This is a genomic window from Anaerolinea thermolimosa, assembly GCF_001050195.2.
Taxonomy (GTDB): Bacteria; Chloroflexota; Anaerolineae; order Anaerolineales; family Anaerolineaceae; genus Anaerolinea; species Anaerolinea thermolimosa.
Genome location: NZ_DF967966.1, coordinates 145,105 through 164,113 on the forward strand (window position 1 = coordinate 145,105; position 19,009 = coordinate 164,113).

Below are 19,009 nucleotides of genomic sequence, written 5' to 3' on the forward strand. Positions count from 1 at the left end.
CAAACCTACTCAGCAGGCGCTGGCCTTGCTTTGAGTTTCTCTTTGACAAACTCAAAAACGGCCGGCATCAATGAGATCAGAATGATGGCGATGATCACCAGAGAGAAATTGTTTTTGACGAAACTCAGGTTCCCGAAGAAATACCCCAGGCCGATGAAAAGCCCCGTCCAGACGATGCCCCCGATGACGTTGTAGCTGATGAAATAACCGTAGCTCATGCGCCCGATGCCCGCCACAAAGGGGGCAAAGGTGCGGATGATGGGGATAAACCGCGCCAGGAAGATGGTCTTCCCGCCGTGTTTCTCATAAAAGGCGTGGGTTCGTTCCAGATATTCGCGCTTGAACCAGCGCGACTCCTGGGTGAAGACTTTCGGTCCGACGAAGTGACCGATCCAGTAATTGGCGGTGTCTCCCAGAATGGCTGCCCCTGCCAGTAAAAGGAACATGGGAAAGGGAGAAAGGTGGGTGGTGGCCGCGACTGCCCCGGCGGCGAAGAGGAGTGAATCGCCGGGAAGGAAGGGGGTAACCACCAGCCCCGTTTCGATGAAGATGATGACGAAGAGCACCAGATAGGCCCAGATGCCAATATCGTTGACGATCTGCGGCAGGTGCTTGTCCATGTGAAGGACAAAATCGATGAACCAGTGGATCAGTTGTAAAAGTGTTTCCATGGGATGACCTTTATCGGATGAATTAACCCGCCTGCGGAGGGATAGTGACGCTTAATGATCGCCGCAGGAAGCGATTGAACGACAGGAGAAGCACGAAGCAAAGCCCGGCCAGCAGACCCAGCCCATAAGGGGCCAGTTGTCCCAGGGATTGAAGGACGGGTGCTTCACCGGGAGAAGCCAGTGCGGCCAGGGTGTTGAGCACGCTGAGGGCATTCCACAGGCCGTGGAGGCAAACCACGCCGAAATAGATCAGGCCGAGGCGGAGGAAGCGCCCTTCAGACCAGGCTGATACCAGAGCATAGCCCATCCATGCGGCGGTGGTGATGTGCAGCAGGCCAGTCCCTGCCCGACCGATGGCCAGCCAGAGCCAGCCGTCTCCGAGGGGGGAGACGAGGGAGAAGAGCGTCTCCAGCAGGGCAAAACCTGCCCCTGAGAGTGCCCCCACCACAAAGCCCCCGGCGGGGGTCAGCTTCCGGGCTCCCAGTGCCCACACGGCCAGAGGTTTCAGGGCTTCTTCAATGAGCGGAATGACCCCGCACAGACCGGCGAGCAGGGCAAAAATGACCCACGGGTTGGTCAGGAAGGGCCGGTAGAGGCGCAGAAGTGCCTCAGGGTTGGAGAGTGAATTGAGAACCCGGCGTGAGAAGGCTTCGAAGGCTTGTTGTAATTCGGGCGAAGTGCTGATGACAAATACCCCCACGGCCAGGACGCACAGGGCAAGGATCACCTCCACCAGGATGACCAGCGGGGTTGAGATGAAGAGGCTGAAATTAAGCACGCCCCAGGTGCGCTGTGGACTGAAGTCCGGCAGGTGGTGGCGTGCCAGTTCTACCAGCCACCAGAGCGGCAACCCCACGGCCAGAGCCTGCAGGGGGGGTAAAAAGATCCAGGCCAGCTCGCCGCTTTTAGAGAGGGCCTGCCCGGCTGCCAGCACCACAGGCCAGAGCAGCATGGCCAGGCTGGCGCGCCGCAGGGAAGACTGCCCCGAATGGCTGGCTGGCGGCTGGCCTGCGATCTGACGGGAGGCGTGTACCAGAGATGGCAACCCCACCAGCGAGAGGAGGGTTAACGTCCAGGTGAGGGAGATGAGGATGCCGGCCTGCTCGCGATAGAGAGCGTTGCCCGAGGCCAGGAGCATCAGCGCAGAGACGAGGGTGAAACCGGCGCCCACGGCGCAGGCCGCCACCCCCAGGGCGCTGACGAGCGCCTGGAGGAGCGAACCTGTGGGGAAACGGGAGGCCGGTGGGTTCATTTACTTCTCGACGATGGTCACGGTGAGGATCTTATCTGCGGGGGGCAGGTTGCCGCCCTGTTGCGGGTCGCGCGGGGTGAGGTTTTTCACCACGTCCATGCCGTTGATGACCTCGCCAAAGATGGTGTACCCACCGTTGAGGTTGTCTGCCGGGGCATAGGTGATGAAAAACTGGCTGCCGTTGGTGTCGGGCCCGGCATTGGCCATGGCCATCAGCCCTTCGCGGTCAAATTTGGCCTCGGTGTTTTCATTCTTGAAGAAATATCCCGGCCCGCCATAACCACTTCCAGAGGGGTCTCCGGCCTGAGCCACGAAGCCGGGCAGCACGCGGTGGAAGGGAACGTTGTTGAACCAGCCCTCGCGCGCCAGGAAGACGAAGCTATTCACGGCCAGCGGGGCTTTATCGGCATAAAGTTTTACGGTGAATGCGCCTTTGCTGGTCTCAAAGCTGGCTTCGTATTGCTTCTTGGGGTCGATGACCATGGGCGGGCAGGCGGTGTACTGGCGCTTTTCCAGTTTGAACAGTTCTACAATGCCGGTCAGCCCATCCAGGCTCATGTCTGACTGGTAAGGCAGGCCGTTGATGAACAGGAAAGGCGTGCCCGGGAGCTGGGCGGCGGTTGCTTCGTCGAGGTTGCGCTGTACCCGGTCTTTGACCTTCTGGCTGTCGAGGTCGGTTTCGAACCGGGTTGTGTCGAGCCCAAGGGCGCCTGCCTGGTCGATCACCCATTTGCGGGCGGTTTCAGCGTCACTGCCGGCCCATTGATCCTGGCTGGCGAAGATCACTTTTTCCATCTCGTAAAACTTGCCCTGCAGGGCGGCGGCTTCGCTGGCGTAGGCCATGAGCAACGAGTTGGGATGGGTGCTTAACGGAAAATGACGGTTGACGATGAGCAGATCATCCGGGTAGCGTGCGGCAAGCTGTTCCATCACCGGCGCCACCATGGCGCAGTACGGGCACTGGAAGTCGCTGTATTCGATGATGGTAATGGGGGCATTTTTTGGCCCGCGGGTATGGTCATCGGCCTGCACGGGGGGGATTTTCGCCTGCAGGGTGGGGTCGGGGGTGGGGAGCAGAGGCGTGACGGAACAGCCTTCCATCGGCGGCCCGCTGACGGGCTGGCCGGTGCTCTTCTGCGGCTGGCAGGCCGTCAGCAGGAAAGCAAGGATGAAGGTTAAAAAGAGAACGCGCTTGATCATGCGGTGGTCATCTCCTGAGTTTCGAAATGCGGGAAAGTTGCGGCAGGAAAGACACCGCAAAAGCCAAACGGATCCATCCTGTACATCCCCGCTGGGGATTCTAACAGAGAAATCTTAATTTTGTTTAAGCCAGCTTTCTCTCTGTTCATCGTTCTTCGATGACCACGGTTTGCAGAGTATCGCCGTCGGGTAACGCATCGGCGGCGGAAGGGTCGCGCGGGGTGAGGCGATGGAGCACGTCCATGCCTTCCAGCACCTGCCCGAAGATGACATAGCGGCCATCCAGCTCAGACGCCTGGCGCATGGTGATGAAGAACTGACTGCCGTTGCTGTTGGGGCCGGGGCTGGCCATGGCCAGCCTTCCGGGGCGGTCGAAACGCAGGTCGTTGACGTCGTCGGGGAAGGCATAGCCCGGGCCGCCGAGGCCGGTGGCGGAGGGGTCGCCACTCTGAGCCAGCAGGCCGGCTACCACCCGGTGAAAAGTCAATCCATCAAACCAACCCTGGCGTGCCAGGAAGACGAAATTATTCACTGCCAGCGGGGCCTGCCGGGGGAAGAGCTCGAGGGTGATTTCTCCCTGTGCGGTTTGCAGGCGGGCAAAATACCGCTTCTGCGGGTCGATGATAAAAGGCGGGCAGGCCTCGAACTGGCGCTCTTCAAGCAGAAGCAGGCGTACCAGCTGATCCAGTGAGCGTTCGTCACGCGGCCCCTGGTAGATCTTCCCGTTGACCAGCAACCACGGCATGAGGGGAATGCCGGTCTCGATTCCGAACTGACGGGCGCGCAGAAGCTTTTGCTCTACGGCGGTGTCTTCAAGGGTGGCAACGAAGCGAGCCACGTCGAGACCCATGCCCTGCACCTGATCCGTCAGCCAGGAGCGGAAATCTTCTGTCGAAAGGCCCACCCATGCTGGCTGGTTTTCCAGCAGAAGCGCGTTCATTTCCCAGAAATGCCCCTGTTGTCCGGCGGCTTCGGCGGCAGCGGCGGCCAGCAGAGACTGATCGTTGCCGGGCAGGGGGTAGTGGCGAAAGACCCGCCTGACCCGGGTGGGATATTTCTGGAGCAGGTGGGAAAGGCTGCGGTGAAGGATGGCACTGGCTTCAGTGGTGTAGTCGGTGTATTCCACGAAGGTTACGGGAGCATCCGCGGGGCCAAGAGACCAATCTTCGGGGGAAGGCGGGGGGAAGAGAGAAGGTTCGGTGGTTTCAGGGTCAGCACGGGCAGAAACCACCACGCAGGTCATTTCGGCGGGCAACGCGGTGATGGCGAGGCGGAGCGGAGGGGTGGGGGTGATGGAATTTTGCGGCGAAGTCAACGGGGCGCAGGCCGCCAGCAGGGGGATGGCAAAGCTCCACATCCAGTGGAAACAACGTTTGAAAAAGGTTACCGGGAACACTCCACCCCCCGTGATCATCGCCTCAACTTCTTCAGGATGGTTGCAATCGAGCGAGCACGGCCCGGCGGATGGCCGCCTGGACTTCCTCGCAGGGGCGCGATGCGTCAATGATCACCCAGCGTTGCGGGTCGCGCGCGGCCAGTTCCAGGTACCCGGTGCGCACCCGATGGTGAAAGGCTTCGGCGTAAGCATCCAGACGGTTCCATTCGCCGCCGTGCCGTTTTCGCGCCAGCCCGATGGCGGGGTCGATATCCAGCAGGAGGGTGAGATCGGGCCAGAGGCCATCGGTGGCAAATTCGAGCAACAGGCGCAGGCGGTCGAGGTCGTAGCCGTGACCATACCCCTGGTAAGCGAGGGTGGAATCGGCATAGCGATCAGAGATTACCACGTTTCCCGCACGCAACTGCGGGCGGATCACCTCTTCCACCAGCTGGGCGCGGGCCGCCAGGAAGAGAAGGATTTCGGTGCGGGGGTGCATGGCGGTGTTTTCCAGGCTGGTGAGAATGGCGCGTATCTGATCGCTGATGGTTGTGCCGCCGGGCTCGCGAGTGGTGCACACCCTCACACCCAGAGATTGCAGGTGGGCCTGTAATGCTCTGATCTGGGTGGTCTTTCCGCTGCCTTCCGGGCCTTCAAAAGTGATGAACATGGGTTGGGGTTCCGTTGGACGTGACCGAAAACAGGGCTTCAAAATCCTGCAGCCGGAAAAACCTTTCCGGCTGCAGGGGAGAGTCATTCGCGGTAAATCCGCACCCTGCGGTTGGGTTCTTTGCCGTAGGAGTGCGAGGTGAGGTCGGCCTGGCGGGCCATTTCGTGCTGCATGCGCCGGATGGCGGCTGAGGCGGGGGCCAGGTCTACATACCGTTCGCCGTTCATCACCAGTTGAATGGCGCGCTGGGTTTGCATGGCGGTTTCTTCCCAGTTGTCCAGCGCGGAGGGGTGGTACGTGAGGTTGAAGAGCTCGGCGAGCATCTGTTCGATCTGACTGTTGGTGTTGGCGCGGAGCACGTAAATGGGCAGACCGCGTTGTTCAGCCTCCAGGATGGTTTGCTGGCGTCCGCGGTAATAGGTGCGCAGGGTGATGAGCGCCTCGGCTTCGGAGAGTTCTCGCACCACAATTGCCGGCACGCCAAGCCGCTTGGCGCTCTGTTGCAGGCGGTTGCGGGCCACACCGTAGGGGTAAATGTGCACCGGCTGGAGGGGAGCTCCGGGCTGGGCGCTGGCGGCGGGCAGCTCAAGGTTCAGGCCGTTGGCCGAGCGGAGGGGTTGTTCCGCGGCGGGGCGGGGCTGAGTGGGCTGTTCAACGCCGCTGGAACGGCGCATACCCCCCAGCGGGGCGGGTGCGCTGCTGGCCATGCCCATTCCCACGGGGCGTACTGTGGTGGGCGGGGCTTTTTCGATGTGAATTTCGCCGTTCTCGTCGCGGTAGCGGATCTCCGGCGGGAGCGGGTAACTGCGCACCAGAGCGTCTACCGCGGCGGCCACATCGGCATGGATGGCCAGCCGGTCGCGTTCCTGAATTTCGATGAGCACGTCAAAGGTGGGCGGGGCCCGGCGTTCGAGAACGGTCTTCTGGGTGCCGCGGCGGCGGGCTTCGTCATCTGAGAGCGTCACGGCCTCAATCCCCCCCACCAGGTCTGAGAGGGTGGGGTTGAGGAGCAGGTTCTCGAGGGTGCGGCCGTGCGCTGTGCCGATGAGTTGCACGCCGCGTTCGGCAATGGTGCGTGCGGCGGCGGCTTCCAGTTCGCGTCCGATCTCGTCGATGACGATCACTTCGGGGTTGTGGTTCTCAACCGCTTCGATCATCACCTCGTGTTGCAGAGAAGGTTTGGCCACCTGCATCCGGCGGGCGCGGCCCACGGCCGGGTGGGGGACATCGCCATCTCCGCCGATTTCGTTGGAGGTATCTACGATGATCACCCGTTTTTTCTCGGCCAGAATACGCGCCGCTTCGCGCAGCATGGTGGTCTTCCCGATGCCCGGGCGCCCCAGAATGAGGATGCTCTTGCCGGATTCGATCAGGTCTTGAATGATGTCAATCGTGCCATAGACGGCACGCCCCACCCGGCAGGTGAGGCCCACAATATGCCCGCGCCGGTTGCGGATGGCCGAGATGCGGTGAAGGGTTCGCTCCAGCCCGGCGCGGTTATCGGCATCGAATTCACCAATGCGCGACACCACGTACTCGATCTCAGCATGGGTCACTTCTTCCTGGAGAAGCTCGTGTTCACCGGAAGTGAAGCGCACCATCGGGCGACGCCCCAGATCGAGGACAATCTCTAAGAGATGATCGCTATCGTTTGCCTGGATGACCGCCTGCGCGATTTTTGGGGGCAGTACCCCCAGCAGGGCTTGCAGGTCATCGGTTATTCGTCGTTGAGTCATAAGTTTCTGTCTTACCTTCAATCCACTTTCATTAATTATCGTGAATGGTCGAATGTTGAACGAGAGGAACAGTTACCTCAGGATTATACAACTCTCTCCCGGATTGGCGGGCAAGCAAAGCCGCACGCTGTGCCACGGCCAGGTGCCGCACCAGAAGCGCCCGGCGCGAGGAGGCCCGCCCCTGCAGGCGGTGAAGAGAGGGTTCGAGCCACGCCTGATACGAACGCGCGGCAATGTATACTGGCCGCTGCGGCTGGAGAGGCTGACGTGCCAGCAAGCCGCCGAGGACTTCGTCGAGGTTTTCCACGGCGGGATGAATCACCGGTTGCAGGTAGATGCCCTGTGGGCCGAAGACGGCATCGGCATAGGCTACCAGCTCGTGCCCTTGGTGGTAAACCAGCCGCAGCCCTGGCTGGAGCGGGATGGGTTCGGCGCTCTGCACGAGGGGCGGCACGAGGAGCTGGTAAAGGCTGCGCACGGCGTTTTCATCGGTGGCAGACGCCGGTTGCCAGAGCTCACTGAAGAGGCTTTCGGGCCGGGTGAGGAATTGCCAGTTGGTCTGCCAGGCATACACACTGAAGCCGTTCTCGCGGATGGCATCCAGCGCCGGGCTGTGTTCTTCTACCTCGATGAGCAAATGGAATGCCCCCCACCCACCGGCCGTCTCGGACATAGCCTCGAGGAGATCGGCCAGGTTGGGGTGCTCCAGCCCGTCGGCGGGGAGCAGGAAGGAGATGCGCGCCGAACGTTCACCGGCGGGGTAGATCATCTGCCCGATGAGGGCGGCGCGTCCGTTGCGCGACGGACAGACCCCCGTAAAGATGCCGCGGGTGGGGTCGAGGTGGGTGAGGATGGCCAGTGCCCCCACCGGGGTGCCGCGGGTAAGCGCGAGGGCGCTATCGGTGCAGAGGATGCGGTGGCGGTACCGATAGAGGGTAATCAGATCATGCCAGGCGAAAGATCGAACGTTTATCGTGCCAGCTCCAGAAAATAACGATGAAACCGGTTGTCTCCCGTAAGCTCCGGGTGAAACGAGGTGGCCAGCCAGCGTCCCTGCCGCGCCGCCACGATGCGCCCATCAGGCAGGGTGACCAGCGCCTGCGCCTCTCCTCTGACCTGCTCGATGATGGGAGCGCGGATGAAGATGGCCCGGAAGGGGCGTTGATTGGCCTGGCCCATGAAGTGTACATCCAGATCGGCCTCAAAGCTATCCACCTGGCGGCCAAAGGCGTTGCGCGCCACAACGATGTCCATGAGCCCCAGCAGAGGTTGCTCACGGCGGGCATCGGAAGAAAGGAAGATCGCCCCGGCGCAGGTGCCCCAGATGGCGTGTTCCTTGCCAAAGGCACGCAGAGGCTCGATGAGGCCGAAATCGACGGCGAGCTTGCCAATGGTGGTCGACTCGCCTCCGGGGATGATCAATCCCTGCAGGCCCTCCAGATGGCGGGGGAGACGCACCTGAACCACTTCTGCCCCCAGGCTTTCCAGCATGGCCTGGTGTTCGTGGAAATCGCCCTGTAATGCTAGGACGCCTATTCTCATGGATACCGACTACCACCCCCTCCCGGCGAGCAACTCGGCCTGCGGAATGGCGGAAACCTGGCGCCCAACCATGGGCTCGCCCAGGTTGCGGCTTACCTCGGCCAGAATCTGCGGGTCGTTGAAGTGGGTGACGGCTTTGACAATGGCGGCCGCCCGGCGAGCGGGGTCGCCAGACTTGAAGATGCCGGAGCCGACGAACACCCCGTCTACCCCGAGCTGCATCATCAGGGCGGCATCGGCCGGGGTGGCCACACCGCCAGCGGCAAAGTTGACCACCGGCAGACGTCCGAGCTGCTTCGTCTCAACCACCAGTTCGTATGGAGCGCCGATTTCCTTGGCGAAGGCCATTAACTCTTCTTCGGGCATGGTTTGCAACCGGCGGATTTCACCGAGTACGGCGCGGGCATGGCGCACGGCTTCAACCACATCTCCTGTGCCCGCTTCACCCTTGGTGCGGATCATCGCCGCTCCTTCCCCAATACGCCGGAGCGCCTCTCCGAGGTTGCGCGCCCCGCACACAAAAGGCACTTTAAAGGCGTGTTTGTTGATATGGTGTTGTTCATCAGCCGGGGTCAGCACTTCAGATTCGTCAATGTAATCTACCCCGATGGCTTCAAGGATTTGTGCCTCAACAAAGTGACCGATGCGGCATTTGGCCATGACGGGAATGGTGACCGCCTCCATGATCTTCAGAATCAGCTCGGGGTCACTCATGCGTGCCACGCCGCCCTGAGCGCGGATGTCTGCGGGGACGCGCTCCAGGGCCATCACGGCCACAGCACCGGCGTCTTCAGCAATGCGGGCATGTTCCGGTGTTACCACATCCATGATCACGCCGCCTTTGAGCATCTGCGCCAGACCCTTTTTAACAGCAAATGTTCCGGTAATGGTCTGGTCCATGAAACAATCCTCCATAAACTAAGTCAATCTTTCATTCTGATTCTACCACGCAGGGAGAGGGCGATCAACCGGGTGGCCGGGTTCCAGAAACGGCGGCAGATTAGGATTTTATTAATGAAAGGAAGGATGGCGGGTGGGGTCTTCACGGCGTAAGAGCAACGGGCCGAGGAGATCGATAACCCCGCCAAAGAGCCGCTCCAGCCAGGGGCTGAGTGCCAGGATAGGGGGCACGTAAGCTACCCTGCGCGGGTGGTTCATCACTGACCAGAGACACTCCGCCACCCGCTGCGGCGGCACAGCGAAACGTTCGGCGGGTACGGCGCGCCCGTTGGGGTGGCGCAGGGCCTGCTCAAAAAACTCGCTGGAAACCGGCCCCGGGCGAATACTGCACACCTGCACCCCGCTCCCCCGGGTTTCACGGTAAAGCGAGGTGGTGAAGCTATCGAGAAAGGCCTTGCTGGCGGCATAGACGGCCACACCCTGGTTGGGCATATTACCGGCAATCGAGGAAATGTTCAGAATACAGCCCCATCCGCGGGCCAGCATGGCGGGCAGGAAGAGCCGGGTGAGGTGGGCCGGGGCTTCTATGTTGACGCGGATCATGCTCTGCGCGGTTTCCCAGGGCATGTCATGATAGTAGCCGTACCAGCCGAACCCGGCGTTGTTGACCAGCACATCCGGGCAACCGGTTGATTCCATCACCGCCTCTGCCAGGCGCTGACGTTCCTCTTCCACAGAGAGGTCGGCAGGCCTGACGTCTGCCTGACCACCGGCATGGATGATTTCTTCCGCCAGGGCTTCGAGCCGGTCAACCCGGCGGGCGGTAAGGATCACCCGCAGTCCCTTGCGGCTGAGGAGACGGGCGGCGGCTTCACCAATGCCGCTGGAGGCACCGGTGATGAGGGCGGTTTTTCCCTGCCAGGATGGAATGCGTTTCATCATGCCTCTGTTGAAAATCAGACCGATCGGTCTTATTTTACTCCGGTTTGCCTTGCAGGGAGAAGATGGCCGCGAGTAAACCTGGCAGATTGGTTTATACTCAAGTCAGGTGTCCAATCCTCTTCAGGGGCATAGAGATGGATCTGCAGGAGGCGCCTGTTTGTGGCCAGGGGGTGGTGGTAGATGCCTGCCCGGTGATTCCCGGGCCGAAAGGCTGGCACCGGTATGGAGCTTGATGGGGGTGCGGGCGATCTTCGAACGTGCAGGCCTGGTGGAATGCCCCCGGCCCCCAGACAATCAAGCCATCCTGCACGGTTTTGTCGAGCCGGAAGCAGGAGGGGAGATGGAGAAAGTTCAGGGGTTGTGAAAAACCCCGCAATCTTGACTAAAATGATCAATGAATTTACACTGAGGATAGTCCAGCTTTTCGTTTCACGTTTTTGACTTCTAAGGAAGGTAGTAGGGCTCTATGTCTCGCCATCCCATTTCATGCATTCTCCCACCGTATATGCTCGATCAGATCGCGCAAAATGGTACACCCGAACAGCGCCAGAAAGCTGAGGTGACCGCCACACTCACGGCTCAATTCCGTGCCAGCCGGTTAGAAATGGCCGCGCGGCCTTCCGCAGTTCCCCGGGCGCCGGGGGTCGCCATGCGCCAGCGTGCAGTGTACACCGCCAATTTTGGCTCCAGCCTGCCCGGGCAGCTGGTGCGCGCCGAGGGCGCCCCGCCTTCAGGAGACGCGGCTGTCGATGAAGCCTACGACGGTTCAGGGGCAACGTATGACCTGTACTGGGATGTGTATCAGCGCAATTCCATTGATGGCAGCGGGATGCGTCTGGATTCAACCGTGCATTACCAGCAGGGCTACGACAACGCCTTCTGGAACGGCCAGCAAATGGTCTATGGCGATGGCGATGAAGACCTGCCGCCCGCTCAGCGCCTCTTCAACCGTTTCACCATTTCAATTGATGTTATCGGGCATGAATTGACCCACGGCGTTACCCAGTTCACCGGCAACCTGATCTATTCCAATCAGCCGGGGGCGCTCAATGAATCGTTCTCTGATGTGTTCGGTACGCTGGTGAAACAGCGCGCGCTCGGGCAAAGCGTTGATCAGGCCGACTGGCTCATCGGGGCAGGGCTGTTCACCGCCAACGTCCAGGGGGTGGCCTTGCGTTCCATGAAAGAACCCGGCACGGCGTATAACGATCCGGTGCTGGGGAAAGACCCACAGCCCGGGCACATGAGCGGTTACGTGAATACAACCAGTGATAATGGGGGGGTGCACATTAATTCAGGCATTCCCAATCACGCTTTTTACCTCACCGCTATGGAAATCGGCGGCTTTGCCTGGGAGAAGGCCGGGCGCATCTGGTACGTGACTCTCCGCGACCGCATCCGCTCCACTACCAATTTTCAACAGGCTGCTGACCTCACCTATACGGTGGCGGGAGAGCTTTTCGGCGTCAACAGCCTTGAGCAGATGGCAGTGAAGCATGGCTGGGCGGGGGTGGGAATTACCGTGGGATCATCTTCAGACGGCGACACTCCTCAGGGTTGCCTGCAGAGCGTGCTCAAAGTGTTTGGCATTCGCTGACCCTGGCAGAAAGGCGCGGGGCAGGAAAGGGAGGGTTCGGTTGATCATTATCTTCGAGCGGACGGGCGGATTTGCCGGCATCACGCAGCGTGCCGTGATTGACACGGCCAGCCTCAGCCCGGAAGAACGGCAGGCACTGGAAGCCCTCCTCGAACAGGCGGGATTCTTTGACCTTCCTCCCCGGCTGGCCCGGGAGGGGGAAGGCGTGGATCGCTTTCAATATCTGGTGACGATCGAGCATGGTGATCGAAAGCACACCGTGGTGTTGAGCGAAGAAGCCATGCCAGAGAGCCTGCAACCGCTCATGCGCAGGCTATCTCTGCTGGCACGGCGGTTTCGTTCACCCTGAACCAACCCCGCCTGGCAGGGGAAAGACCCATTTGTCAGACATGAAGGATGTACCCCCTTGCAGGGGAGGGTTATCACTATCCTCCCCTTCTTCTTTTGTTCATAATGAAGGTGTGCGGGAATCCGCATCATTTTTGCCCGATTTCTCGAACTAAGGAGGAATCTGAATGCCCGTTCAGGGACGTGTGGTGATCAGCGAGTTGTATTGTAAAGGCTGTGAGCTGTGTGTGGGGGCCTGTCCGCAGGAGGTCTTGCGGCTCTCCACCGAGCGTATCACCTCTAAAGGCTATCATCCGGCTGAGCTGGCCGGAGAGGGCTGCACCGGGTGCGGCATTTGTGCAGTGGTTTGCCCGGAAGCGGCGATTACGGTCTATCGTCAGGTGATTCGCCGTTCTACAGCGGCGGTGGGAGCGTAGGAGGTTCCAATGGCCAGGGAACTGCTGAAAGGAAATGAAGCCATTGCCGAAGCGGCCATTCGTGCCGGATTACAGGCCTACTTTGGGTACCCGATTACCCCCCAGACGGAGCTTCTGGAATGGATGGCCCACCGTATGCCCGAGCTCGGGAGGGCCTTTGTACAGGCAGAAAGCGAGCTCGGGGCGATCAACATGGTCTACGGGGCCGCATGTACCGGGGCAAGAGTGATGACATCCTCATCCAGCCCCGGTATTAGTTTAATGATGGAAGGATTGTCCTACATCGCCGCCACCGAAGTCCCCGCGGTGCTGGTGGATGTGATGCGCGGTGGGCCGGGGCTGGGGAACATTGCCCCCGCCCAGTCAGACTACAACCAGATGGTGCATGGCGGCGGTCACGGCGATTACCACACCATTGTGCTGGCCCCGGCGACGATCCAGGAGGCCATTGACCTGACCGTGCTGGCCTTTGACCTGGCCGAGAAGTACCGCTCCATTGCGGTGGTGCTTCTGGATGGGAGCCTTGGCCAGATGATGGAGCCGGCGGAACTGCCCCCCATGCGCCCGGTGCGGCAGACCTTCCCGGCCTGGGCGGCCACGGGAGCGGCTGGGCGTGAACGCAATGTGCTTACCTCCATTTACCTTGATCCCCCCAAAGAAGAGGAGGCCAATCTGCGCCTGTTGCGCCGCTGGCAGGAAATTCAGGCCAATGAGGTGCGCTTCCGCGAGTATTTCATGGAAGATGCCCGCTTTGTGGTGGTTGGTTTTGGTTCAGCGGGGAGGGTGGCGCTTTCGGCAGTACGGCAGGCGCGTGCTGAAGGTATCCCGGTGGGGTTACTGCGCCCCATTTCGCTCAGTCCCTTCCCCACCCGGCAGATTGCCGCTCTGTGTGAGCGCGCCGAGGCTTTCCTGGTGGTGGAAATGAACGCCGGACAGATGCTTGAGGATGTGCGCCTGGCGGTGAACGGGAAGCGCCCGGTGGAGTTCTACGGGCGGATGGGCGGGGTGATGCCCTTCCCGGATGAGATTCTGGGTGAGATTCGCCGCCTGGCCGCCGGAGAAGCCAGCTTTGAGGGGCATCCCCGCGACCGCTGGCTTCAGCGCCTGACTGGATCCAATTAATTACGAGGAATAACGATGGTCGTCGAACAGATCGTACCTGAAGAAATTGTCTATCAGCGGCCCAGATCGCTGGTGGAATGCGCCACCCACTACTGTCCCGGCTGTACACACGGGGTGGCTCATCGAATTATCGCGGAGGTGATTGACGAAATGGGCCTCCGTGAACACACCATCGGGGTGGCCTCGGTGGGATGCTCGGTGTTTGCCTATAACTATTTTGATTTTGACTGGGTGCAGGCCCCCCACGGGCGTGCTCCGGCCATGGCCACGGGTGTCAAGCGGGTGCTCCCCGACCGCATGGTGATCACCTATCAGGGCGACGGCGATATGGCCTCCATCGGCATGACGGAAGTCGTTCACGCTGCCGCGCGTGGTGAGAATATCACCGTGTTTTTTATCAACAACGCCAATTACGGTATGACCGGTGGCCAGATGGCTCCCACCACCCTGCCCGGTCAGAAGACCACCTCTTCGCCGCACGGGCGTGATGTGGAGCTGGCGGGGTATCCCATTCGCGCCAGCGAATTGCTGGCCACCCTGGAGGGAGCGGCTTACGTCGTCCGCCGCAGTCTGCACGACCCGAAGAACATCCGCCTGGCCAAGAAGGCCGTACGCACCGCGCTGGAGGTTCAGCGCCAGGGGCTGGGCTTTTCGATGGTAGAAATGCTTTCCATTTGCCCCACCAACTGGGGCATGAGCCCCAACCAGGCGCTGCAATGGCTGGCCGAGAAGATGATTCCCTACTATCCGGTGGGCGATTACAGGGTCAGTCCTTCGGTGGCTCAGCTCAAGGTGTAAAGGAGGCGGCAGATGCAAACGGAAATCATCATCGCCGGTTTTGGCGGTCAGGGTGTGTTATTTGCGGGCCAGTTGCTGGCCTACGCCGCGATGGACGAAGGGCGCGAAGTCACCTGGATTCCCTCTTACGGGCCCGAGATGCGCGGAGGAACGGCCAATTGTACGGTGATTATTGCCGATGAGGAGATCGGCTCTCCGCTGGTCAGGCACCCGGCGGCGGTCATTGCCATGAACCTGCCATCCCTGGATAAATACGAAGCGCTGATCCAGCCGGGCGGGGTGCTGGTGGTGAATGCCTCGATGGTCAACCGGAAACCTGCGCGCGGCGATCTGCGCGCGGTGATGGTGCCGGGCAACGAGATTGCCGAAGCAATGGGGGATCGCCGTATGACCAATATGGTGCTGCTGGGGGCGCTGCTGGTCAATTTGCCCGTTCTGCCGGTAGAAGCAGTGGAACGGGCGCTGGAGGCGCACCTGCCGGCGCGGCACCACCGCCTGTTGCCGCTCAACTTCCAGTGCCTGCGCAAAGGGGCCGAGTTTGTAGCTGAGACCGTGCGTTAGGTTCGTAAAATCACTCCGGGCGGGGTTTTCTCCCCTGAATCAGCCCCGCCCTGTGCCCCTGCTTCTGAGGCAGGGGCTTTTGATTCCTTTGCCGGGGCAGGTTCAGGGATGCCGGGGTTCGTCCTCGTCTTCTTCTTTTCCCAGGTCGTACATGTACCAATCGCGTGGGCGAGCCAGGCCGGTGAAGGCGGCCATGCGGGTGAGTTCACGCGGGGGTACCCCTTTGGAAATGGCCCAGGCGCGCCAGCGTTTGGTAGAAATGGACCACCATCCCCACCCTAAAAGGACTGCCCCTATCAGGGCAATCCACGGGTCGTTGGGGAAGAAGATGCCGCTGAGGATAAAAAGAACAAGCACGATGAGAAAGAGGGGAAAATTCACCACCAGTTGACCGATGAGAATGGCACGCATGACGCTCATGCGGGGGCGATCGGGTTGAGAAGGAGAAGGGTTCATGGTTCGTTTCCTGTCATTGAGGGTTGGGGGTGGAAAGCGGATGGAGCACAACGGAAAGCGAGGGGCTGGCTCTGCTTTTCCGCCCGGTGTTCCAGAAGGATTATACGCTAACGGACGGGTGAACGGGGCGTGAGGCCAGCCTGTGTTTAAAAACTCTGGCACGGGCCTGCCCGCCGATGCCTGGCCTGCAGAAATACAGTACAATCTTAACATCTCTTGCGTTGTTTTTAAAGGGGTAAGCCGGGGTGGTTTTACCCGTTGGCTCTGAATGAGGGCGGAGCTGGTTATGGAAAACAGAAAGCCGTACAACATTTTTGATATGGCGCAACAGCAGTTCGACCGCATTGCCGATTTGCTCGGGCTGGATCAACCCACGCGCGATTTTCTCCGCATTCCCATGCGGGAATATCAGTTCAGTTTGCCCGTCTTCATGGATGATGGCGAAGCCAGGGTTTTCCGCGGGTATGTGGTGCAATACAATGATGTGCTCGGGCCTACCAAAGGTGGAGTTCGCTTCCATCCCCAGGAAACCATTGATACCATCCGGGCGCTGGGAATGTGGATGACCTGGAAATGTGCCGTCACCAATTTGCCGCTGGGTGGGTCGAGCAGCGGGGTGGTGTGCGACCCACACACGTTAAGTTTTGCCGAGCAGGAGCGCATTTGCCGGGGGTTCGTGCGCAGGGTGGCGCACCTCACCGGGCCGACGTGGGATGTGCTGGGCCCCGATGTGATGACCGGGCCTCAGCACATGCTGTGGATGCTCGATGAATATGAAGCCATTCATCAACAGAAAAGCCCCGGTTTCATCACCGGAAAGCCCGTCGGGCATGCCGGGTCGAAAGGACGCCAGGAAGCCTGCGGCTACGGGGTGATGATCACCGTCCGCGAGGCTCTGAAAGACCTGGGGCTGGCCATTGACCAGACCAGCGCCAGTTTTCAGGGCTTTGGTATGGTCGGAATGTACGCGGCTCAGCTTTACCAGCAAATGGGCGGAGTCATTGCCTGTGTTTCCACCTGGGATCATGCTGACCGCACGGCCTACGCCTATCGAAAGAAGGGCGGGATTGACTTTGAGGAGCTGGCTTCGATCACCAATCCGTTTGGCGAGGTGGATAAAGCCAGGGCTGAAGCCCTCGGTTATGAGCGCCTGCCGGGTGAAGCATGGCTGGCGCAGGATGTCGATATCCTCGTGCCGGCGGCGCTGGAACATCAGATCCATGCAGGCAATGTGGGGCAGATCAGCCGGCGGGTGAAAATCATCGCCGAAGGTGCCAACGGGCCGACCGATTCGGATGTGGATGAGGTTTTGCGTGAGCGGGGAGTGATGATCATCCCCGATATTCTGGCCAATGCGGGAGGCGTGGTTTGCAGTTATTTTGAGCAGGTGCAGTCGAACATGAATTACTTCTGGAGCAAGGACGAAGTATTGAGCAAGCTCGATTCGCACATGACCTCGGCGTATATCGATGTCAGTACGTATGCCAACCGCCACCGGCTTTCACTGCGCGATGCGGCCTACATCCTGGCTGTGGATCGCGTGGCCCGTGCCTGTCACGAGCGCGGCTGGGTCTAACATTTTTTCGCCAGGAAAAGCCGATGATTTATGGTGATGCTCCGTTTCGTCTCATTTCAATGCGGCGTGGTTACCGGCCTGAGGAGCCCCTTCTGGATGGACTTGAGGAAATGGGAGGGAAGGCCCATGGCCTGCTGACGATTCAACAGGCGATTGCTGACCTTTCCATGAATGAAATTGTGGTCAGCATTCCCCGCATGACGGTGCTGGGCACGAGCGTCTTCGATGCGTTTATGCAGCGCAACCGATTGTGGGATGTGGCTCTTTCAGACTTGCCCGATGAGCGCATTGCCTACGCTTTTTTACGCGGCGATTTGCCCTTTGAGGTGCTGGGCGAACTGCGTGCCCTGATTCAGGAATGGAAGACTCCCCTGGCGATTCGCTCTTCAGGGCTGATGGAAGATACCACCCGCAGGCCGTTTGCGGGTGTGTACAAAACCAAGATGATCCCCAACAACTCGCACGATCCTGATGTGCGGTTTCAGAAGCTCGTCGAGGCGATCAAGTATGTGTGGGCTTCCACGTTTTTTCAAATTGCCAAGGATTACTGCCGGGCCACCGGGCTGCACCTGGGCGATGAAAAAATGGCGGTGATCATTCAGGAGATCGTCGGCAAGCGCTATCATGATCGCTTTTATCCGGAGCTTTCAGGAGTGGCGCGCTCGTTCAACTTTTATCCCGTCTCACCGGCCCGGCCAGAAGACGGGGTAGTGAGCCTGGCGCTGGGGCTGGGAAAGACAATTGTGGATGGTGGCAAAGTGTGGATGTATTCGCCTGCTTTTCCTCAGGCGCCGCCGCCGTTTAAATCGATGCAGGATATGCTCGAAGAAACTCAGAATGAATTCTGGGTAGTCCACATGGGTGAGCCGCCTGAATATAACCCGGTGAAAGAAACCGAGTATATGCGCCTGGAAAACCTGATGACCGCCGAGCGGGATGGCGCATTGAAGTATCTGGTTTCAACGTATGAGATAGAATCCGGGCGGCTTTCGATGGGAATGGGCGCCCGCGGCCCACGGGTGTTAACCTTCGCGCCCCTGCTGGTGTTGAATGAAATCCCTTTTAATGCGATGATTCGCGACCTGCTTGCCCGGTGTGAGCAGGTTCTTGACGGGCCGGTAGAGATTGAATTTGCCATGACCTTCGACCCGCACCGTCTGGGTTTTCTCCAGGTGCGCCCCATGATGATCCCGGGCGGCGAAATGAACCTTTCTCTGGAAGAGATGCATCAGCCGGACGTTTTCCTCGCGTCCGAAACGGTTCTGGGGAATGGGATCACCCGGGAGATTGAAGATGTGGTTTATGTGATTCCAGAACGGTTTGAATTGAAAAATACCCGTCAGATTGCCGATGAGCTGGAGAAGCTGAATCGACACTTGCTGGATGAAAAACGTCCCTACGTGTTAATCGTTTTTGGCCGCCTGGGGACGCTCGACCCGTGGCTGGGCATTCCGGTGACGTGGGGGCAAATTTGCGGGGCGCGTGTGATCGTTGAGGCCACCCTGGAGAACGTGAGGGTTGAATTGAGCCAGGGCTCCCATTATTTTCATAACATCATCAACCTGGGCATTTTGTATTTTTGTATGCCCTATACCGGGGCCTATCGGGTTGACTGGGAGTGGCTCAAAAGTCAGCCCGCCTGCTACGAAGGTGAATTTGTCAGGCATGTGCGTTTGCCTGCCCCGCTGGATGTGAGGGTGAATGGCCGATCCAGACGCGGGGTGATTTTCAAGCCCTGAGGGTTCCACCCGCAGGCAGCAGGGCCGGGGAAACTCAGGCCGCACAGACCCCCGCCCCGGCTTATGTTCTTCAACTCGGGTTTAGTATAGAAATTTACACCACTTTTT

At 60.0% G+C, this 19,009-nt stretch carries 21 protein-coding genes; 10 read left to right on the top strand and 11 right to left on the bottom strand.

Going from position 1 to position 19,009, the window contains the following annotated elements:
* Nucleotides 1–5: 5 nt before the first annotated feature.
* From ATHL_RS16080 to ATHL_RS16125, 10 genes are all read right to left on the bottom strand, one after another.
* Nucleotides 6–671: a DedA family protein gene (locus tag ATHL_RS16080; RefSeq protein ID WP_062195906.1), complete on the bottom strand. Its 666-nt coding sequence runs from the start codon at nucleotides 669–671 to the stop codon at nucleotides 6–8.
* Nucleotides 672–693: 22 nt separating this feature from the next.
* Nucleotides 694–1,923 (bottom strand): PrsW family glutamic-type intramembrane protease, encoded by a 1,230-nt coding sequence (locus ATHL_RS16085; protein ID WP_062195908.1) that lies wholly within the window; start codon nucleotides 1,921–1,923, stop codon nucleotides 694–696.
* Nucleotides 1,924–3,123: a peptidylprolyl isomerase gene (locus ATHL_RS19005; RefSeq protein WP_162787771.1), complete on the bottom strand. Its 1,200-nt coding sequence runs from the start codon at nucleotides 3,121–3,123 to the stop codon at nucleotides 1,924–1,926.
* Between the two features lie 145 nt (nucleotides 3,124–3,268).
* Nucleotides 3,269–4,537, bottom strand: a complete 1,269-nt coding sequence (locus ATHL_RS19405) for a peptidylprolyl isomerase (protein WP_236822414.1) — start codon at nucleotides 4,535–4,537, stop codon at nucleotides 3,269–3,271.
* 13 nt (nucleotides 4,538–4,550) lie between these two features.
* Nucleotides 4,551–5,168 (bottom strand): dTMP kinase, encoded by a 618-nt coding sequence (gene tmk / locus ATHL_RS16100; RefSeq protein ID WP_062195909.1) that lies wholly within the window; start codon nucleotides 5,166–5,168, stop codon nucleotides 4,551–4,553.
* 83 nt (nucleotides 5,169–5,251) lie between these two features.
* Complete coding sequence (locus tag ATHL_RS16105; RefSeq protein ID WP_062195911.1) at nucleotides 5,252–6,904, bottom strand: R3H domain-containing nucleic acid-binding protein; 1,653 nt, start codon at nucleotides 6,902–6,904, stop codon at nucleotides 5,252–5,254.
* A gap of 31 nt (nucleotides 6,905–6,935) precedes the next feature.
* Nucleotides 6,936–7,772, bottom strand: coding sequence for a hypothetical protein (locus tag ATHL_RS16110; protein WP_062195913.1), 837 nt, complete (start codon nucleotides 7,770–7,772; stop codon nucleotides 6,936–6,938).
* A 101-nt stretch (nucleotides 7,773–7,873) separates the two neighbouring features.
* The gene (pdxT, locus tag ATHL_RS16115; protein WP_062195915.1) at nucleotides 7,874–8,446 is read right to left on the bottom strand and encodes a pyridoxal 5'-phosphate synthase glutaminase subunit PdxT; all 573 of its coding nucleotides are present in this window, start codon (nucleotides 8,444–8,446) and stop codon (nucleotides 7,874–7,876) included.
* 9 nt (nucleotides 8,447–8,455) lie between these two features.
* Nucleotides 8,456–9,346 carry a pyridoxal 5'-phosphate synthase lyase subunit PdxS gene (gene pdxS / locus ATHL_RS16120; RefSeq protein ID WP_062195916.1) on the bottom strand — a complete coding sequence of 297 codons (891 nt, stop codon included), beginning with the start codon at nucleotides 9,344–9,346 and terminating at the stop codon, nucleotides 8,456–8,458.
* A gap of 111 nt (nucleotides 9,347–9,457) precedes the next feature.
* Nucleotides 9,458–10,288, bottom strand: a complete 831-nt coding sequence (locus ATHL_RS16125; RefSeq protein WP_084001618.1) for an SDR family NAD(P)-dependent oxidoreductase — start codon at nucleotides 10,286–10,288, stop codon at nucleotides 9,458–9,460.
* Between the two features lie 157 nt (nucleotides 10,289–10,445).
* Between ATHL_RS16125 and ATHL_RS19010 the strand changes: the two genes are divergently transcribed.
* The 7 genes from ATHL_RS19010 (at nucleotide 10,446) to ATHL_RS16155 (ending at nucleotide 15,130) form a co-directional block, all read left to right on the top strand.
* A complete protein-coding gene (locus ATHL_RS19010) occupies nucleotides 10,446–10,652 on the top strand; it encodes a hypothetical protein (RefSeq protein ID WP_162787772.1) in 207 nt (68 codons plus the stop codon).
* 102 nt (nucleotides 10,653–10,754) lie between these two features.
* On the top strand, nucleotides 10,755–11,885 hold the full coding sequence (locus ATHL_RS16130) for a M4 family metallopeptidase (RefSeq protein WP_062195919.1): 1,131 nt from the start codon (nucleotides 10,755–10,757) through the stop codon (nucleotides 11,883–11,885).
* A gap of 40 nt (nucleotides 11,886–11,925) precedes the next feature.
* A complete protein-coding gene (locus tag ATHL_RS16135; RefSeq protein ID WP_062195921.1) occupies nucleotides 11,926–12,234 on the top strand; it encodes a protealysin inhibitor emfourin in 309 nt (102 codons plus the stop codon).
* A 166-nt stretch (nucleotides 12,235–12,400) separates the two neighbouring features.
* On the top strand, nucleotides 12,401–12,649 hold the full coding sequence (locus ATHL_RS16140; protein WP_062195923.1) for a 4Fe-4S dicluster domain-containing protein: 249 nt from the start codon (nucleotides 12,401–12,403) through the stop codon (nucleotides 12,647–12,649).
* A gap of 9 nt (nucleotides 12,650–12,658) precedes the next feature.
* A complete protein-coding gene (vorB, locus tag ATHL_RS16145) occupies nucleotides 12,659–13,771 on the top strand; it encodes a 3-methyl-2-oxobutanoate dehydrogenase subunit VorB (RefSeq protein ID WP_062195927.1) in 1,113 nt (370 codons plus the stop codon).
* Nucleotides 13,772–13,786: 15 nt separating this feature from the next.
* Nucleotides 13,787–14,569, top strand: a complete 783-nt coding sequence (locus ATHL_RS16150; RefSeq protein ID WP_062195929.1) for a thiamine pyrophosphate-dependent enzyme — start codon at nucleotides 13,787–13,789, stop codon at nucleotides 14,567–14,569.
* 12 nt (nucleotides 14,570–14,581) lie between these two features.
* Nucleotides 14,582–15,130, top strand: a complete 549-nt coding sequence (locus ATHL_RS16155; RefSeq protein ID WP_062195931.1) for a 2-oxoacid:acceptor oxidoreductase family protein — start codon at nucleotides 14,582–14,584, stop codon at nucleotides 15,128–15,130.
* A 102-nt stretch (nucleotides 15,131–15,232) separates the two neighbouring features.
* Here ATHL_RS16155 and ATHL_RS16160 read toward each other — a convergent pair whose 3' ends face one another.
* Entirely contained in the window at nucleotides 15,233–15,586 is a 354-nt protein-coding gene (locus ATHL_RS16160; RefSeq protein WP_062195933.1) for a SoxR reducing system RseC family protein, read from the bottom strand.
* On the opposite strand from ATHL_RS16160, the gene ATHL_RS19540 reads away from it, so the two are divergent.
* The 3 genes from ATHL_RS19540 (at nucleotide 15,585) to ATHL_RS16170 (ending at nucleotide 18,901) form a co-directional block, all read left to right on the top strand.
* A complete protein-coding gene (locus tag ATHL_RS19540) occupies nucleotides 15,585–15,719 on the top strand; it encodes a hypothetical protein (RefSeq protein WP_272897358.1) in 135 nt (44 codons plus the stop codon). The genes ATHL_RS16160 and ATHL_RS19540 overlap by 2 nt on opposite strands.
* Before the next feature lie 153 nt (nucleotides 15,720–15,872).
* Complete coding sequence (locus tag ATHL_RS16165; RefSeq protein WP_062195935.1) at nucleotides 15,873–17,162, top strand: Glu/Leu/Phe/Val family dehydrogenase; 1,290 nt, start codon at nucleotides 15,873–15,875, stop codon at nucleotides 17,160–17,162.
* Nucleotides 17,163–17,185: 23 nt separating this feature from the next.
* Complete coding sequence (locus ATHL_RS16170; protein ID WP_062195936.1) at nucleotides 17,186–18,901, top strand: PEP/pyruvate-binding domain-containing protein; 1,716 nt, start codon at nucleotides 17,186–17,188, stop codon at nucleotides 18,899–18,901.
* Nucleotides 18,902–19,009: the final 108 nt, after the last annotated feature.

Excerpts from the sequence above, each read along its gene's own strand:
- ATHL_RS16150 (WP_062195929.1), top strand. The coding sequence starts at position 13,787 with ATGGTCGTCGAACAGATCGTACCTGAAGAAATTGTCTATCAGCGGCCC.
- vorB (WP_062195927.1), top strand. The coding sequence starts at position 12,659 with ATGGCCAGGGAACTGCTGAAAGGAAATGAAGCCATTGCCGAAGCGGCC.
- ATHL_RS16170 (WP_062195936.1), top strand. The coding sequence starts at position 17,186 with ATGATTTATGGTGATGCTCCGTTTCGTCTCATTTCAATGCGGCGTGGT.
- ATHL_RS16105 (WP_062195911.1), bottom strand. The coding sequence starts at position 6,904 with ATGACTCAACGACGAATAACCGATGACCTGCAAGCCCTGCTGGGGGTA.
- ATHL_RS16125 (WP_084001618.1), bottom strand. The coding sequence starts at position 10,288 with ATGATGAAACGCATTCCATCCTGGCAGGGAAAAACCGCCCTCATCACC.
- ATHL_RS16165 (WP_062195935.1), top strand. The coding sequence starts at position 15,873 with ATGGAAAACAGAAAGCCGTACAACATTTTTGATATGGCGCAACAGCAG.
- ATHL_RS16085 (WP_062195908.1), bottom strand. The coding sequence starts at position 1,923 with ATGAACCCACCGGCCTCCCGTTTCCCCACAGGTTCGCTCCTCCAGGCG.
- ATHL_RS16080 (WP_062195906.1), bottom strand. The coding sequence starts at position 671 with ATGGAAACACTTTTACAACTGATCCACTGGTTCATCGATTTTGTCCTT.
- pdxT (WP_062195915.1), bottom strand. The coding sequence starts at position 8,446 with ATGAGAATAGGCGTCCTAGCATTACAGGGCGATTTCCACGAACACCAG.
- ATHL_RS16160 (WP_062195933.1), bottom strand. The coding sequence starts at position 15,586 with ATGAACCCTTCTCCTTCTCAACCCGATCGCCCCCGCATGAGCGTCATG.
- ATHL_RS19540 (WP_272897358.1), top strand. The coding sequence starts at position 15,585 with ATGGTTCGTTTCCTGTCATTGAGGGTTGGGGGTGGAAAGCGGATGGAG.
- pdxS (WP_062195916.1), bottom strand. The coding sequence starts at position 9,346 with ATGGACCAGACCATTACCGGAACATTTGCTGTTAAAAAGGGTCTGGCG.
- ATHL_RS16155 (WP_062195931.1), top strand. The coding sequence starts at position 14,582 with ATGCAAACGGAAATCATCATCGCCGGTTTTGGCGGTCAGGGTGTGTTA.
- ATHL_RS19405 (WP_236822414.1), bottom strand. The coding sequence starts at position 4,537 with ATGATCACGGGGGGTGGAGTGTTCCCGGTAACCTTTTTCAAACGTTGT.
- tmk (WP_062195909.1), bottom strand. The coding sequence starts at position 5,168 with ATGTTCATCACTTTTGAAGGCCCGGAAGGCAGCGGAAAGACCACCCAG.
- ATHL_RS16130 (WP_062195919.1), top strand. The coding sequence starts at position 10,755 with ATGTCTCGCCATCCCATTTCATGCATTCTCCCACCGTATATGCTCGAT.
- ATHL_RS16140 (WP_062195923.1), top strand. The coding sequence starts at position 12,401 with ATGCCCGTTCAGGGACGTGTGGTGATCAGCGAGTTGTATTGTAAAGGC.
- ATHL_RS19005 (WP_162787771.1), bottom strand. The coding sequence starts at position 3,123 with ATGATCAAGCGCGTTCTCTTTTTAACCTTCATCCTTGCTTTCCTGCTG.